Raw genomic sequence first — 15,608 nt, 5'->3', positions numbered from 1 at the left:
GGAACTTTTCGCTTTCGAGCCCCTAAGCTCCCGGACCTCCGTTTGATAGCGAAAATGTTTGGCTTGATTAAACACCCGGAGGGTGTGATCCATGGACATCACAAAATCAGGATCGATTTTATGCTTATATAAGCGATTTGAAAAAATGGCCTTCATGCCCATGATACCCACCCTCCCTTGGTTTTGTGACGGTCACTGTTAGTGCTTTAATTATACCATGCGGAATATATGTTTGTCACTTCAAAAATATTCAAAACAAGCGATTCATCACCCACCTAGTGCTGACACACTTGAGGAAGGTGTCTTCTCGCCCTAAAGCGATAAAAACGATCACTTTCTATATTGATGAAAGTGATCGTTAAGTGTGCATCAGTCCATTTAAGAAACAGGCGATGTTCTTTACAGCAAATTGTGAAAAATGATCAATATCTGATGAGACGCACCAACGATAATCAATGCCAACTAACTGTGTTTTAATGAGATCAACATAATAAGCGGTATCATAGAAGCTGCTTAATTCGCCTGCTTGTATTCCTTCATCGACAAATTGATATATAATCTGATACAACGTGCGGTTATTACTTAAAATGAGTGGTGATGAATCCAACATACTATTATGATACAAGGCCCAAGGAATCTTTTTTCCGAGTGCATCAATTTTTTTATAGGCGAAGCCAATAAAGGTAAGTAAGCGGTCTTTAAAAGTTGGAAGTGCTTGGGTAGCTTCATAAGCTTCACGGTATATATCATCAAATTTTTGGAATGTATGGTATAACACGTCTTTTTTAGAAGGGAAATGATTGTAAAAAGTCCCTTTTGCGGTGTTGGCCAAAGTGGTGATTTCTTCCACCACAACATTCTCATAGCCTTTTTCAGTGAATAGTTTGATAGCTGCTTGATATAGCGCCTCTTTTGTTTCTAACGCTTTTAATTGTCGCGTCGTTAAATGATTATGTTCCATTGTTTGCACGATCCTCTCTACACGGTTAGTTCATAGTCTATTTTGTTTGTAAAAACTAGTCAAGTCTAATTTGAAACGCGGTGTCTAATTTTGTTTAAGGGCTGAGGAATTACTCGGAAAGTTTAGCTCATGTGCTTACGTGTTTTGACAAGTTCTGCTCTTTAGTTATGGTTTAATCGAGAAAGATTAAGCTAATAGAGGAGCGAATAATGTGATGAGATCTGCTACATATGAACAGAGAATACCTCATGTCTCTTATAGGCGTAAGAACAAGACAAAGAGATGCGTGAACCGACGTTTAACACAGCGACGTTTTTTTGATCTCTTATTGGTCATAGTTTTAGCGCGGGCACTTATATTTGATGTCCTTAGCCCCTTTTTATTACCGTACTATCTCCACATGTATCGACGGGATAAAAAGCATGGACGATGGTTGTTGGTGATCGGTCTTTTAAGTAGTTACACAGCAGGTGGTTCGCTTGTTTACCTTATGTGTATACGTCTTATATTATGTGTCTTATGTGAAACGCTGGGTCTTTTTGAACGTCGACAAATGACGCCTATTCTTTTAGCGGTCATTCAGTTTATAAGTCACCTGACGGTTGGCTTGTATGCTGATTCGTTAGCAGTTCTTACGTTAACCTTAGGTGCGATTGATGCTTTACTTACGGCAATGGCCTTTCGCGTTTTTAAAGAAATCTTTCAATTAGAATTCGGCGCTAAGACAAAATGGACCTATGAACAGATGTTTAGTTTGTTAGTATTTGGTCTGGGCATACTTAGTGGCTTAAACGGTTTTTCAGGCCCGATATTTAACGTAGCAACCATTATTACCCGCTTGTTAGTGCTTAGTCTAGGTTATAGCGGCGGCATGTTGGTTGGTGCGACGGGGGGTGTTGTTGCGAGTATTTTATTTAGCTTTTTACATGAGGCGTATGTATCTGAGATGATGCTTCTTGCAACGCTAGGGCTTATTTCTGGGCTGTTAAAAGGTAAAAAACGAATCAGTTTAATCATACTTTCACTTGTTACAACGGGTCTTTTTAGTCTTTATGTTATGGATGTCTCGCTTACTTTTTCTCTTACACAGACAGTTATTGGAACGGGTCTATTTATGGCGATTCCGAAAAAGAAGCTTAAGCAATTAGCAGAAACATTGCCAACATCAGCCGATGCGATTGACCTCCAACAGCGCTATTTAAAGGATTTAAGAGAGGTCACGTCACATCAAATGACGCAGTTTGCGGATATTTTTAAAAGTCTCTCAGAATCAATGGGGACATCTGATGCATGTGGATCAAATGATTTCTGTGCGGATGTAGTAAAAAAGGCGTGCGCCAACTGTCTAAAGCGCGAATGGTGTTTAGGAGAAGATGAAGGCAATGCGATGGTAAACGTTATGATGGTGAGTAACTTACTTAAAGATGGAGCTAGCGTCGATGCTGTTGAAGCACCGCTTAAAACGTGTATCAAAAAACAGAAGGTTATCTCAGTCATCAAAGAAATGCAACTCCAACAACAATTAACAAGAGAACTCATGAGGCAACAACACAATGCTCATATGTTGGTGAAGGATCAATTAGTAGGTGTGTCCAAGGTGATGAATAATTTCGCGAAAGAAGTAATGAAAGATGGTCAGCACTATGAATCACAAGAGCGCGATATACTTCGTATGCTTAGGCAGTTAGGTATATCTGTTGAGAAATTAACGATTTACTCACTCGAACAAGGTGACGTCGATCTTGAATTAACGATTATAGCTAAACGTTATTTTGATGAAGCGGTGAAATTAATAGCCCCTGTGTTGTCGGATGTATTATCAGACGATATCGTCGTTGCCGATGACGTGATTAATACGCTCCCAGACCATCAGCATTTCTTTGTCTTTAAATCAGCGAGACATTACATGTTAAATATAGGAGTGAGTCATGCAGCGAAGGGAGGTGGATTTATTTCAGGTGATAGTTATCAAACGATGGATGTGACTAAAGGAAAACATGTACTCGCTATTAGTGATGGGATGGGAAATGGGCGCAAAGCGCAACGTGAGAGTATGCAGACGCTACATTTATTAAAACAGATCCTTCAGTCTGGTATGGATGAAGTGATTGCGATTCAATCTATCAATCAATTGTTATCGTTGAGGCAAAATTTTGATATGTATGCGACACTTGACCTGGCGATGATCGACTTACAATCAGGCAGGCTTCAGTGTGTTAAAGTAGGAGCGGCGACAAGTTTTATTAAACGAAAGAAAACAGTTGACACGATCACATCAATGAACCTTCCAATCGGTATCATTGAAGATGTAGAAGTAGATAAAATTGAAGTGACGCTAAAAGAAGGTGATCTTTTGATTATGATGAGTGATGGTATTATCGAGAAACGCGAAGAAGTGGTACAACAATTAATAGAAGATTTACATATTAACGACCCACAAGCAATCGCGGATTGGCTTTTAGATCAAGCGATTATAGATAATCATCAACATATTGTTGATGATATGACAGTGATTGTGGCCCGCCTTGATCGATTTAAGAATAAGTGGCAATCTATTCCCCAACAAGCCATTGAACAATATTGTTACGGCTGAAAATACCTGATACGTGGCTACGGCTATGTGTCGGGTATTTTTATCTTCATAATGCCATGTGTTTTTTATGGCTCGAGAATCGATTCTTGATTGTTCCATACTTGCGTGAAATTAGTTCGTTAAGGTAGACTAAAGTGGATAAAATAAAGCCATGATAAAGAAGGTAATCATTGATGTTAAACAAAATCGAAAAATATATAACTGAAAAGAAGTTGTTAGTTAAAGGAGAGCGCGTGCTTCTTGCTGTTAGTGGAGGGGCAGATTCAATGGCAATGCTGGATGCGTTTACGCACTTGGCATTACCGATGGAGCTTTCTCTCGTTGTGGCGACGATTGATCACCAATTGCGTGGAGAAGAATCTAAATTAGATCGCGCCTTCGTTGAAAATTATTGCCACGCAAGACACATCACAGTAGTAGGTCGAGACGTTGATGTGTCATTATATAAAAAAACGCATCGAGTAGGAACGCAAGTCGCAGCAAGAGAGATGCGTTATCAGGTGCTAAAAGAAATTATGCATACCCAAAAGTGTGATAGCCTGGTGCTAGCGCATCATGCCGATGATCAAGTAGAATCGCTGTTAATGCAGATCGTTCGATCGACAGATCCACGCGCTTTAATGGGCATACCTGTTACGCGGCCGTTTGAAGGAAAGCGATTGATACGCCCGATGCTTGCTGTATCTAAAGAAGAAATTTACAATTATTTAAAAAAAAGACACGTGCCTTTTCGTGAAGATCCATCAAATCAAGAAGACCGATATCGGCGAAATGCGATTAGGCACCACATTATTCCAAAGCTAAAACAGTTCAATCCGGAGTTGCTTAAAACAACGGAGGTACTACTCTCACACTTAAAAGAAGATGATGATTACTTAAATCAAGAGGCCTTAAAACGATTTGACTGTCTGGCTGAAAAAGACGCATTGAAACGGACAATTTTAATTGAAACGCAAGAGATAAAAAAAGAGGCTCGCGCTTTACAAAGACGCTTGTTTCATCTAATATTAAACTATCTGTATGATACACTTCCATCTAGTTTAAGCTATAAACATGAAACAGCTTTTTTTAGCTTGCTTCAACATACTGAAGGTAATCGTTCGGTCGATTTACCAGAAGGACTTGTGATGCGACAAGTTTATCATCGGTTGATGTTTAGTTTTAAAAACGGGAACGCTTATGAAGAAGCAGTCAATCATAAAAAAGACCGACTTTATCCTTTGGTGGCATCAGTGGTAGATGAGCAAGGAGAAGTAACAAAGGATTGTCTCTATCTACCCGTTGATCAGTATGAGTCAGGTGCGTATCATATTCGGACACGTAAGCCCGGAGATAGCGTCTATATTCCTCATATCGATGGACACAAAAAAGTCAGTCGGATTTTTATCGATAAGAAAATTCCTCAACACAAAAGAGACACGTGGCCGCTAATGGTTAATCAAGAAGATGCTGTTGTTTGGGTGCTGGGAATCACGAAACCGTTCTTAAATACACATGTGAAAGCAAAACAGTATGTGAAATTAACGTATCAAAAAAAACATTCTTAAATATGTAGGAGGATTATGATGCATAACGACATCGAGAAGATATTAGTGACGAAAGAAGAAATTGATCAAAAGTGTGAAGAATTAGGCAAGGCGCTTAGTGAGGAATACCGTGACCGTTTCCCATTAGCTGTAGGTGTTTTAAAAGGTGCTCTTCCTTTTATGTCGGATATTTTACGCCACATGGATACATACTTAGAGATGGACTTTATGGATGTCTCGAGTTACGGTGGTGGCATGAAATCATCAGGTGAGGTAAAGATCGAAAAAGACTTAAATACAAAAGTCGAAGGGCGCGATATTTTAATTATTGAAGATATCATTGATAGTGGCTTAACCCTTAGCTATTTAGTGGACTTATTCAAATATCGTAAAGCAAAATCAATTAAAATTGTTACATTATTAGACAAACCAGAAGGCCGTACAGCGAATATTACAGCGGATGTCGTTGGTTTTAAAGTACCTAATGAGTTTGTTGTAGGCTATGGTCTTGACTACCAAGAGAAATATCGTAACCTCCCATATATTGGTGTGTTAAAGCCACATATTTATGGTGGAGATCAAGCGGAATAGTACGAGACAATAATCAAACGAAAAAAGAGCGGTGTCATGACGTTACACATAATTCACTTCAGTTGCAGGAGTTGAATTGTGTGTGATACGATGTACTATAGTTTTTCTCGTTTGGGAGGAGGAATGAAATGAATCGATTAACACGTAATTTAGTGTTTTATGCTGTGATTTTCTTAGTATTAATGTCAGTTATGTCATTAATAACGGGAAATACAAATGAAACAAAAGAAATGCGCGCCGATGAATTCATCGAAGTGCTAAATAATGATGAAGTAAAAGAAATGGATATGCGACCTTCGAATGGGGTCATGCGGATTACTGGGGTATTAAAAGGTGAGGAAGAACAAGCCTTTATTACAAATATTCCTGAACAGTCAGAGATTGTGACGTCTGTTTACGCTCAAGGAGCTAACCTTGGGGTGATTACAGTGAAAGAAGAGCAACAACCGAGCGCGTTACTTAGCTTCTTAACAGCTCTTGCGCCGTTTATCATTGTCATTGTGATCTTCTTTTTCCTGATGAATCAATCACAAGGCGGTGGAAACCGTGTGATGAATTTCGGTAAGTCAAAAGCGAAGATGTATTCAGAAGAAAAGAAAAAGGTTCGCTTTACTGATGTTGCGGGTGCGGATGAAGAAAAACAAGAACTTATTGAAGTGGTAGACTTCTTGAAAGATCCGCGTAAATTTACGGCCATTGGGGCGAAAATACCTAAGGGCGTGCTACTTGTTGGACCTCCAGGTACAGGTAAAACTTTACTTGCGCGTGCCGTTGCTGGAGAAGCGGGTGTACCGTTTTTCTCTATTAGTGGTTCTGACTTTGTGGAGATGTTTGTCGGTGTAGGGGCATCGCGGGTACGTGACTTGTTTGAAAATGCTAAGAAAAATGCACCATGCATTATCTTTATTGATGAAATTGATGCTGTTGGTCGTCAACGTGGCGCTGGTGTAGGTGGCGGTCATGATGAACGTGAACAAACATTAAACCAGTTATTAGTTGAGATGGATGGCTTTGGTGATAATGAAGGCATTATCATTATAGCTGCGACAAACAGACCTGATATTTTAGATCCTGCGTTACTGCGTCCGGGTCGTTTTGATCGCCAAATCACGGTGGATCGTCCAGACTTAAAAGGTCGTGAAGAAGTATTAAAAGTCCATGCGCGCAATAAGCCTTTAGATGAAGGTGTTGATTTAAAAACAATTGCGATGCGAACGCCAGGTTTCTCAGGAGCGGACTTAGAAAACTTACTTAATGAAGCTGCGTTAGTCGCTGCTCGTACAGATAAGAAGAAAATTGAAATGGTGGATGTGGATGAAGCGATTGACCGAGTCATTGCTGGTCCAGCGAAAAAAAGCCGTGTTATTTCGGAAAAAGAACGCAACATTGTAGCCTATCATGAGAGTGGTCACACGATTATTGGTATGGTGCTTGATGAGGCGGATATGGTGCATAAGGTAACAATTGTTCCGCGTGGACAAGCAGGCGGTTATGCGGTTATGTTACCACGTGAAGACCGTTACTTTATGACAAAACCAGAGCTTTTAGATAAAATCACAGGCTTACTTGGCGGTCGTGTTGCTGAAGAAATCACCTTCGGTGAGGTATCAACAGGAGCGCATAATGACTTCCAACGTGCAACAAGTATCGCGCGTAAGATGGTTGCCGAGTATGGTATGAGCGATAAGATTGGTCCAACACAATTTAGTGGTGGAAGCGGTCAAGTCTTCCTAGGTCGTGACATGCAAAGTGAAGCGAACTACAGTGATCAAATTGCTTACTTGATTGATCAAGAAATGCAAAGCTTGATTAATTCTTGCTATGCTAAGGCGAAAGAGATTCTAACAGAAAATCGTGAGAAGTTAGAGCTTGTTGCTCAGACATTACTTGAAGTTGAAACGTTAGATGCACGTCAAATTAAGGCTCTTTATGAAACGGGCCAATTATCTGAATCAGACGATGAGCCAGTCGATGTGATAGTAGAAGAAACAACAGAAGAGGAACGTGCTGAAGCAGAAGAAATAACAACGGAAACAGCTGTTGAAAATGCTAATGACACCTCAGAAGCTAAAACGGAAGATGTTGAACAACCAGCATCAATCGATGAAGTAAGAGACGAACAGAAAGATCAATAATAACGGAAAGACCAGTCTGGTTAGCGTGTACTTGCTTGCCAACTGGTCTTTTGTCTTCTTGTTTTTTACCGTGAAAAAGTGTTTTTGATTGTTTCAACTGCTAAAAACCAGTAAAATAGTGACGGATGATATTCTTGATAAGAAGAGACGGTGAAAAAATGTTATTAGTCATTGATGTTGGAAATACCAATACAGTCATCGGTTTGTTGGAAGAAAAGAAAATTGAGTACCAATGGCGAATTAAAACAGATCGACATAAAACGGAAGATGAATTTGCGATGATGTTAGACCATCTATTTCGCTATCATTCACTTACGTTCAGCGTAGTCAGTGATGTGATCATATCATCGGTTGTGCCTCCCATTATGTATGCGTTAGAAAAGATGGTTGCGAAGTATTTTAAAAAAGAAGCCATTATCGTGGGCGACTATCCGATTCAGTCGTATTTGAATATGCGTTACCCTCACCCTAAGGAAATTGGCGCTGATCGGATTGTCAATGCTGTAGGTGCAATTGATACGTACGGCGCCCCGCTAATTATTATTGATTTTGGGACAGCAACAACTTTTTGTTATGTTGATGAAACGAAACATTATGTTGGTGGTGCTATTTTACCGGGTATTAAACTGTCGCTTGAAGCACTATATGAGAAAGCGGCTAAGTTACCGAAAGTTGAAATTACTCACCCAACCAATGCGATTGGTCAGTCAACGGTTGAAGCGATGCAATCTGGACTATACTTTGGTTATGTCGGACAAGTAGATGCGATGGTTGAGCGTTTTAAACGAGAAGGGCATAAAGATGCCACCGTGATTGCCACCGGGGGGTTGGCTCATCTCATCGCAGATGAATCGCGGACGATTGATCACGTCGATCCGATGTTAACATTAAAAGGTTTAGCGTCTATTTATGATGCGATCAAACAACATAAGTGAAATAGAAAACGATAGAATGAAAAGGGGAAAGTTTATGTCAGACTATATTGTAAGAGCTTTAGCATATGAAGGGGCTGTAAGAGCCTTTGCGATTAAATCTACGGAATTAGTGGAAGAAGCACGTCGACGCCATGATACGTGGGCAACAGCTTCAGCAGCGCTCGGTCGTACAATGACCGTTAGTGCAATGATGGGCGCAATGCTTAAAGGAGAAGATAAGCTTACGGCTAAAATTGAGGGGAAAGGTCCAGTTGGTCCGATTGTTGCTGATGCGAATGCTAAGGGTGATGTCAGAGGATATATTACAAACCCGCATGTCGATTTTGACTTAAATGCACACGGAAAACTTGATGTGAGCCGTGCTGTTGGAACAGAGGGTCAATTGAGTATTGTAAAAGATTTAGGTTTGAAAGAACATTTCACTGGTCAAGTACCGATTGTCTCTGGAGAAATAAGTGAAGACTTTACTTATTACTTTGCAACGTCTGAGCAAGTACCATCAGCTGTTGGCGCAGGTGTCCTGGTCAATCCGGATCATACTATACTTGCAGCAGGTGGATTTATCGTTCAAGTTATGCCTGGGGCAACAGAGGATATGATTGATCAGATTGAGAAGAACATCGCTGAGATGCCAGCTATTTCATCGATGATTCAACAAGGTCTATCTCCAGAAGATATGTTAGCTAAAATATTTGGTGAAGAACATGTCAAAGTTTTAGATACATCACCGGTAAGATTTCACTGTTCATGCTCAATTGATCGAATTAAAAATGCTGTCCGTGGGTTAGGTGATGAAGAAATCGATCAAATGATTGAAGAAGATGGTGGCGCGGAAGCAACGTGTCATTTCTGTAACGAGCATTATCACTTAACTAAAGCAGACCTAGCAGAGTTAAAGCAGTCAGAGCTAGAGTAAAGGAGTGAAAAAACGCCCATGCAAAAATTAGTTATTTTCCTTGCCATTATTCTTCTGACTAATGGCGCTACATATTTTTTAACACGTGAACCGAGTGTTACACAATACCCTGAAAGTGAGACGGTGGACCGTAATGAACCAGTAGCAACAATCGATGGGGACCCTATTGAGTTTGACGATTGGATGAGCTATCTAGAAGCCCATTACGGAAAGGTGGCGCTTGAATCACTCATTACGGATGAAGTGAGCAAAAGAATCAGTAAGAACGAAAATGTCGTGATTAACGACCGAGTGATTGAAATGGAAGTTCTGCGGATGCATACACTCTATGGTCAGTTACCAGAAGAGCAAGTAGATTCTATGGAAACGTTATGGCGTGAGGAGATACGTTCACGTTTATTAATGGAGCAGCTATTAACCCGTGATATAGCAATAACAGATGAAGAAATTACCGCATATTATACTACCCACCCAGGAGATTTTGAGGTCAGTCGCTGGATTGAACTGTCTGAAATAGAAGTAAATAGCCAAAAAGAAGCAGAAGATATTTATACGGCTTTAGAGAGTGGTGCTGATTTTCACGCGCTAGCACGTGAGTATGCCACGACAGAAGAACAACTAAAAACAGGTGGATACCGTGGTTTTTATTCCTACGACTCAAACTTTTTAACAAATAACGAGAGAGTGCGTATAGATACATTAGATGAATACAGTTATAGTGAGCCGTTTCAAAAAGGTTCTGGATATGCCATTGTTTACTTAGGTAGAGATTTACTGGAAATGAGTCTATCACTAGATGATGTCAGAGAGCATATTAGAACGGAGCTAGCAATTGAACAATTGGCTTATTTACCAAGTGAACAAACGTTATGGGAAGAGCTAAATGTTGAATGGATTTATTGACAAGCTTGTAAGTGCTTGTGTATAATACAAGTAATTCAAATAAGATTACTCGGAATTAGGAGGCGTTTCAAATGACAATTGCTCAATCGATGACAGATTTAATTGGCCGTACCCCGATTGTGAAGCTTAATCGTTTAACAGGACCAGAAGATGCAGAGGTGTATGCAAAGTTAGAGTATATGAACCCTGGGAGTTCTGTGAAAGACCGTATTGCGAATGCAATGATAGAACAAGCAGAAAAAGATGGTTACATTAAGCCTGGTGATACGATTGTTGAACCAACAAGTGGTAATACAGGTATTGGCATTGCGATGGTTGCTGCAGCAAAAGGTTATAAGGCGGTACTTATTATGCCTGATACGATGAGCTTGGAGCGCCGTAATCTATTGCGTGCATACGGTGCAGAGCTTGTCTTGACACCTGGGTCAAAAGGGATGAAAGGTGCTATTCAAAAAGCTGAAGAATTACGTGATGCGCATGGTTATTTTATGCCGCAACAGTTCGAGAATAAGGCCAATCCAACCATTCACAAATTAACGACAGGACCGGAAATTGTAGAAGCAATGGGTGATCAGCTTGATGCTTTTGTCAGTGGCATCGGTACTGGTGGCACTATTTCAGGTGCTGGTGAAGTGTTAAGAAATCATTACCCAGACATTGATATTTATGCTGTGGAACCAGAAAACTCTGCGGTGCTATCAGGGCGAGAACCGGGGCCTCATAAGATTCAAGGGATAGGTGCAGGTTTTATTCCTGGTACATTAAATACAGAGGTGTACAATAAAATCTTTACTGTAACAAATGAGCAAGCTTATGAGACAGCGCGTGAGGCCGCGCGATTGGAAGGCTTGCTTGGTGGAGTCTCTTCAGGAGCCGCGCTTTATGCCGCAAAAGAGATTGCGAAGAAGTTAGGTAAAGGTAAGAAAGTGCTAGCAATTATTCCGAGTAATGGCGAGCGTTATTTATCGACACCACTGTACCAATTTGATGAAGAGTAAGTCAAAACTAAAAGCACGTACCTTAACAGGGTAGGTGCTTTTTTGCTGTTTTGGTATTTCTAGAATGTACGAATGAATGATTCATGGTAAAATGGGAGGCGGATATTTTAGAACGTTGATATAATGTAAATAGGGAGTGGTTAAGATGCGTCAGTATATTCGTTTGCGTGGTGAGCGGGTTGATATTTCTAAAAAAACATGGATTATGGGTATTTTAAATGTTACACCGGATTCCTTTTCGGATGGTGGAAAATATGATTCAATTGACCGGGCTATTATGCAAGCTAAAGATATGATTGCTTCAGGTGTCGATATAATTGATATTGGTGGTGAGTCAACTAGACCGGGCTATACACCAGTATCAACTGAAGAGGAAATTGCCCGTGTTGTTCCTGTCGTTCAGGCTATTAGACAAATATCAGATGTATATCTATCGATTGATACATTTAAAAGCGAAACCGCGAAAGCAGCATTAGCGGCTGGTGCAGATATGATCAACGATATTTGGGGGTTGAAGTATGATGCGAAAATTGCGGAGGTATGCAAACAGTACGACTGCCCTCTGATTATTATGCATAATCGAACGAACCCTGAGTATAAAGAGTTGATTGACGATGTGAAACGTGATTTAATCGAAAGTATTAATATTGCAAAAGCGCACGGGTTGAGTGATGAGCACATTATTGTAGACCCGGGGATTGGTTTTCAAAAAACGAAATCGGAAAATTTACACGTCTTAAAAGGTATGGCTTTTCTAAAAGATTTAGGCTACCCTATCTTATTAGGTACTTCGCGTAAGTCTGTTATTCATTACGCGACCAATCGCCCTGTTAATGAGCGAGATGAGGCGACCGCCGCAACGACAGCTTACGGTATAATGCATGGCGCTGATTTTGTTCGTGTGCATAATGTTGATATGACGAAGCGGATTATTGAAATGATGGATGTGCTTGTTGGGAAGGGGGAAGTGGTAAATGGATAAAATCTTTTTAAATGGGTTAAGTTTTTATGCTTATCACGGCGCTTTAAAGGAAGAGAATATTTTAGGGCAAGTGTTTAAGGTGGACCTAGTTTTAGAGCTTGACCTAGCTAAAGCTGGTGAAAATGATGATTTGTCTCAGACTGTTCATTATGGTCATGTTTACGAGACGGTGAAATATATTGTGGAAGGTGAGCCGTTAAAACTGATAGAAGCGGTGGCGGAAAAAGTGAGTGAAGCCGTATTAAAGCAATTTCCACAAATTAAACAGTTGACGGTCAAGCTAACGAAACCAACACCGCCTATACCAGGTCACTATGACTCGGTTGCCGTGGAGATTGTGAGGGGGCGTAACAATGATTGATGCGTATATTGCTTTAGGATCTAATATTGAGCCAAAGGTTGAATATTTAGAGCGGGCGAATCTCTTGTTAGGAGCTAACGATGCGATTCAAGTTATAAAAACTTCATCAATTTATCAAACGGAACCTGTTGGCTATACAGACCAAGATGTTTTTTTGAATCAAGTCGTCCAGATTAAAACGACCTTAACGCCACAGGAATTGTTAAAGGCTATTCAAAATGTAGAGCAAGAATTAGGTAGGAAAAGAGATATTCGTTGGGGACCACGAACGATAGACCTTGACATTTTGCTATATAATCACGACAATATAGAATCAGAGAACTTAATCATCCCACATCCACGTATGACAGAACGTGCTTTTGTGCTAGTTCCGTTCAATGAACTCGCTGGAGATGTATTAATTGGAGGTAAGGCGTTAACGGTAAAAGAAGCATTAGCAAAGTTACCATTAAGTGAAGTGGCAAGTGTGGTTCGTTTTGGCTAGTTAGAAGATTATGTGCTAGGGCAATTATGTAACTTGTAAAAGGTGCGTGTATGGTCGCCTTTAATAATGAGGACTAAACAATGTATTTAAAAATATGCCCTCATTCGACTTAAATCCATAAGAAAAATTGCGGGAAATATGCTATAGTAGGCAAGGGAAAACACCAGAATATAAATTACAAAGTGGGAGTGATCAACATGTCAGAAGAATTAAATGAACATATGCGGGTGCGTTTAGATAAACTCAATCAGTTAATCGACCAAGGCATTGATCCTTTTGGTGATAAATTTGAACGCACGCATACAGCTAGTGAAATTAAAGCGGCTTATGCTAGTGAAACAAAAGAAGGTTTAGAGGAACAGTCTATTCGTGTAACTATCGCGGGGCGAATCATGACTAAGCGCGGTAAAGGAAAAGCGGGATTTTCTCACATTCAAGATCAGACAGAACAAATTCAATTGTATGTTCGTAAAGATGCTATTGGTGACGAGAAATATCAACTATTTAACACGAGTGATTTAGGTGACATTGTGGGTGTAAGTGGAACGGTTTTTAAAACAAATGTCGGAGAGTTATCTATTAAAGTAGATGAGTTTCTTCTATTAACTAAATCGCTTCGTCCTTTGCCGGAGAAGTTTCATGGATTAAAAGACGTAGAACAACGTTATCGTCAGCGTTACTTGGATTTAATCACAAATCCTGAAAGTAAAGAAACGTTTATTATGCGAAGTAAGATTATTCAATCGATGCGAAGTTACTTAAATGAAGCAGGCTTTTTAGAAGTTGAAACGCCGATGATGCATAGTATTGCTGGTGGAGCAGCGGCGCGTCCGTTCATTACACACCACAATGCTTTGGACATGACGCTTTATATGCGTATCGCAATTGAGCTCCATTTAAAGCGCCTAATTGTTGGTGGATTAGAGAAAGTTTACGAAATTGGTCGCGTATTTAGAAATGAAGGAGTTTCTACACGACACAATCCAGAATTTACGATGTTAGAACTTTATGAAGCTTATGCAGATTACCATGATGTCATGAATCTTGTTGAGAATATGGTTGCGCATATCGCTAAAGAAGTAACAGGATCAACGACCGTTCAATATGGAGAAGATCAAATAGATTTAGCGCCTGCGTGGAAAAGAGTGCATATGGCAGAAATCGTTAAAGAATTTACGGGTGTAGACTTTTTTGAACAAATGAGTGATGAAAAAGCGCGGGAACTTGCAAAAATGCATGGTGTTGATATTAAAGACACGATGACTTTCGGACATGTGCTTAATGAATTCTTTGAGCAGAAAGTGGAGGAGCATCTTGTTCAACCAACATTTGTATATGGTCACCCGGTAGAGATTTCGCCTTTAGCAAAGAAAAATAAAGAAGATGGTCGGTTTACGGATCGTTTTGAGCTCTTTATCGTTCGTCGCGAGCATGCGAATGCTTTCTCTGAACTCAATGACCCAATTGATCAACGTGAACGATTTGAATCTCAAGTAAAAGAAAAAGAAGCTGGTAATGATGAAGCACATGACATGGATGAAGATTTCTTAGAAGCGCTAGAGTACGGTATGCCTCCAACAGGTGGACTAGGCATCGGTATCGATCGTTTAGTTATGTTGTTAACGAACGCACCATCAATTCGTGACGTGTTACTCTTCCCACAAATGCGTCACCGTGACTAAGTAAATGTAGATTGGATATGTCTAACATGATGAATCTCATTTGAGTGAAGGGATATCTATTCGCTCAAATGAGGTTTTTTATTAAAAAACACTTGACCATATCGTTATGAGATGTTATATTAATCAAGTCGCCAAATTAGTAATGCAAAGCGCGATGAAATATTTTTAAAAAAGTTGTTGACATCGACAAGCTAAATGTTATATAATATTTCTTGTCGCCGAAAGAACAGCGACTTATAATTGACCATTGAAAACTGAATAACACACACAGTAAGTTAAGAAATAAAGTAAGACAAGCTAGTGCTTGAAACCAGAGTAAAGTATTACTCATCAATTTTATTGAGAGTTTGATCTTGGCTCAGGACGAACGCTGGCGGCGTGCCTAATACATGCAAGTCGAGCGCAGGAAACTAAGTAGATCCCTTCGGGGTGATACTTTGTGGAATGAGCGGCGGACGGGTGAGTAACACGTGGGCAACCTACCTATAAGACTGGGATAACTCATGGAAACAGGAGCTAATACCGGATAACCGGTGCGTTC

At 40.1% G+C, this 15,608-nt stretch carries 13 protein-coding genes and 1 rRNA gene; 13 read left to right on the top strand and 1 reads right to left on the bottom strand.

The features are described from left to right. Positions 1-358 precede the first annotated feature (358 nt). Positions 359-961, bottom strand: a complete 603-nt coding sequence (locus BM163_RS13005) for a TetR/AcrR family transcriptional regulator (protein ID WP_089803612.1) — start codon at positions 959-961, stop codon at positions 359-361. A gap of 214 nt (positions 962-1,175) precedes the next feature. On the opposite strand from BM163_RS13005, the gene spoIIE reads away from it, so the two are divergent. From spoIIE to BM163_RS12940, 13 genes are all read left to right on the top strand, one after another. Next, positions 1,176-3,554, top strand: coding sequence for a stage II sporulation protein E (spoIIE, locus tag BM163_RS13000; protein WP_089803611.1), 2,379 nt, complete (start codon positions 1,176-1,178; stop codon positions 3,552-3,554). 173 nt (positions 3,555-3,727) lie between these two features. Beyond that, on the top strand, positions 3,728-5,101 hold the full coding sequence (gene tilS / locus BM163_RS12995; protein WP_089803610.1) for a tRNA lysidine(34) synthetase TilS: 1,374 nt from the start codon (positions 3,728-3,730) through the stop codon (positions 5,099-5,101). 18 nt (positions 5,102-5,119) lie between these two features. Beyond that, complete coding sequence (gene hpt / locus BM163_RS12990; protein ID WP_089803609.1) at positions 5,120-5,671, top strand: hypoxanthine phosphoribosyltransferase; 552 nt, start codon at positions 5,120-5,122, stop codon at positions 5,669-5,671. A gap of 128 nt (positions 5,672-5,799) precedes the next feature. Then, a complete protein-coding gene (ftsH, locus tag BM163_RS12985; RefSeq protein WP_089803608.1) occupies positions 5,800-7,806 on the top strand; it encodes an ATP-dependent zinc metalloprotease FtsH in 2,007 nt (668 codons plus the stop codon). A 158-nt stretch (positions 7,807-7,964) separates the two neighbouring features. Continuing rightward, positions 7,965-8,741 carry a type III pantothenate kinase gene (locus BM163_RS12980; protein ID WP_089803607.1) on the top strand — a complete coding sequence of 259 codons (777 nt, stop codon included), beginning with the start codon at positions 7,965-7,967 and terminating at the stop codon, positions 8,739-8,741. 34 nt (positions 8,742-8,775) lie between these two features. Next, on the top strand, positions 8,776-9,657 hold the full coding sequence (gene hslO, locus BM163_RS12975; protein WP_089803606.1) for an Hsp33 family molecular chaperone HslO: 882 nt from the start codon (positions 8,776-8,778) through the stop codon (positions 9,655-9,657). Between the two features lie 18 nt (positions 9,658-9,675). Beyond that, a complete protein-coding gene (locus tag BM163_RS12970; RefSeq protein ID WP_089803605.1) occupies positions 9,676-10,560 on the top strand; it encodes a peptidyl-prolyl cis-trans isomerase in 885 nt (294 codons plus the stop codon). A gap of 71 nt (positions 10,561-10,631) precedes the next feature. Beyond that, entirely contained in the window at positions 10,632-11,558 is a 927-nt protein-coding gene (gene cysK / locus BM163_RS12965) for a cysteine synthase A (RefSeq protein ID WP_089803604.1), read from the top strand. Between the two features lie 145 nt (positions 11,559-11,703). Next, entirely contained in the window at positions 11,704-12,540 is an 837-nt protein-coding gene (gene folP, locus BM163_RS12960; protein ID WP_089803603.1) for a dihydropteroate synthase, read from the top strand. Continuing rightward, positions 12,533-12,901: a dihydroneopterin aldolase gene (gene folB / locus BM163_RS12955; protein ID WP_089803602.1), complete on the top strand. Its 369-nt coding sequence runs from the start codon at positions 12,533-12,535 to the stop codon at positions 12,899-12,901. The genes folP and folB overlap by 8 nt, the downstream gene beginning before the upstream one ends. Beyond that, positions 12,894-13,385, top strand: a complete 492-nt coding sequence (gene folK / locus BM163_RS12950; protein ID WP_089803601.1) for a 2-amino-4-hydroxy-6-hydroxymethyldihydropteridine diphosphokinase — start codon at positions 12,894-12,896, stop codon at positions 13,383-13,385. Before folB ends, folK begins: the two co-directional genes overlap by 8 nt. A 197-nt stretch (positions 13,386-13,582) precedes the next feature. Further along, positions 13,583-15,067 carry a lysine--tRNA ligase gene (gene lysS / locus BM163_RS12945; RefSeq protein WP_089803600.1) on the top strand — a complete coding sequence of 495 codons (1,485 nt, stop codon included), beginning with the start codon at positions 13,583-13,585 and terminating at the stop codon, positions 15,065-15,067. A gap of 335 nt (positions 15,068-15,402) precedes the next feature. Further along, a 16S ribosomal RNA gene (locus BM163_RS12940) occupies positions 15,403-15,608 on the top strand; the annotation flags it as partial.

The sequence above is a fragment of the Halolactibacillus alkaliphilus genome (genome assembly GCF_900115465.1).
Classification (GTDB): Bacteria; Bacillota; Bacilli; order Bacillales; family Amphibacillaceae; genus Halolactibacillus; species Halolactibacillus alkaliphilus.
Note: the sequence above shows the minus strand (reverse complement) of the source record. Positions and strands in the feature narration are given on the sequence as shown.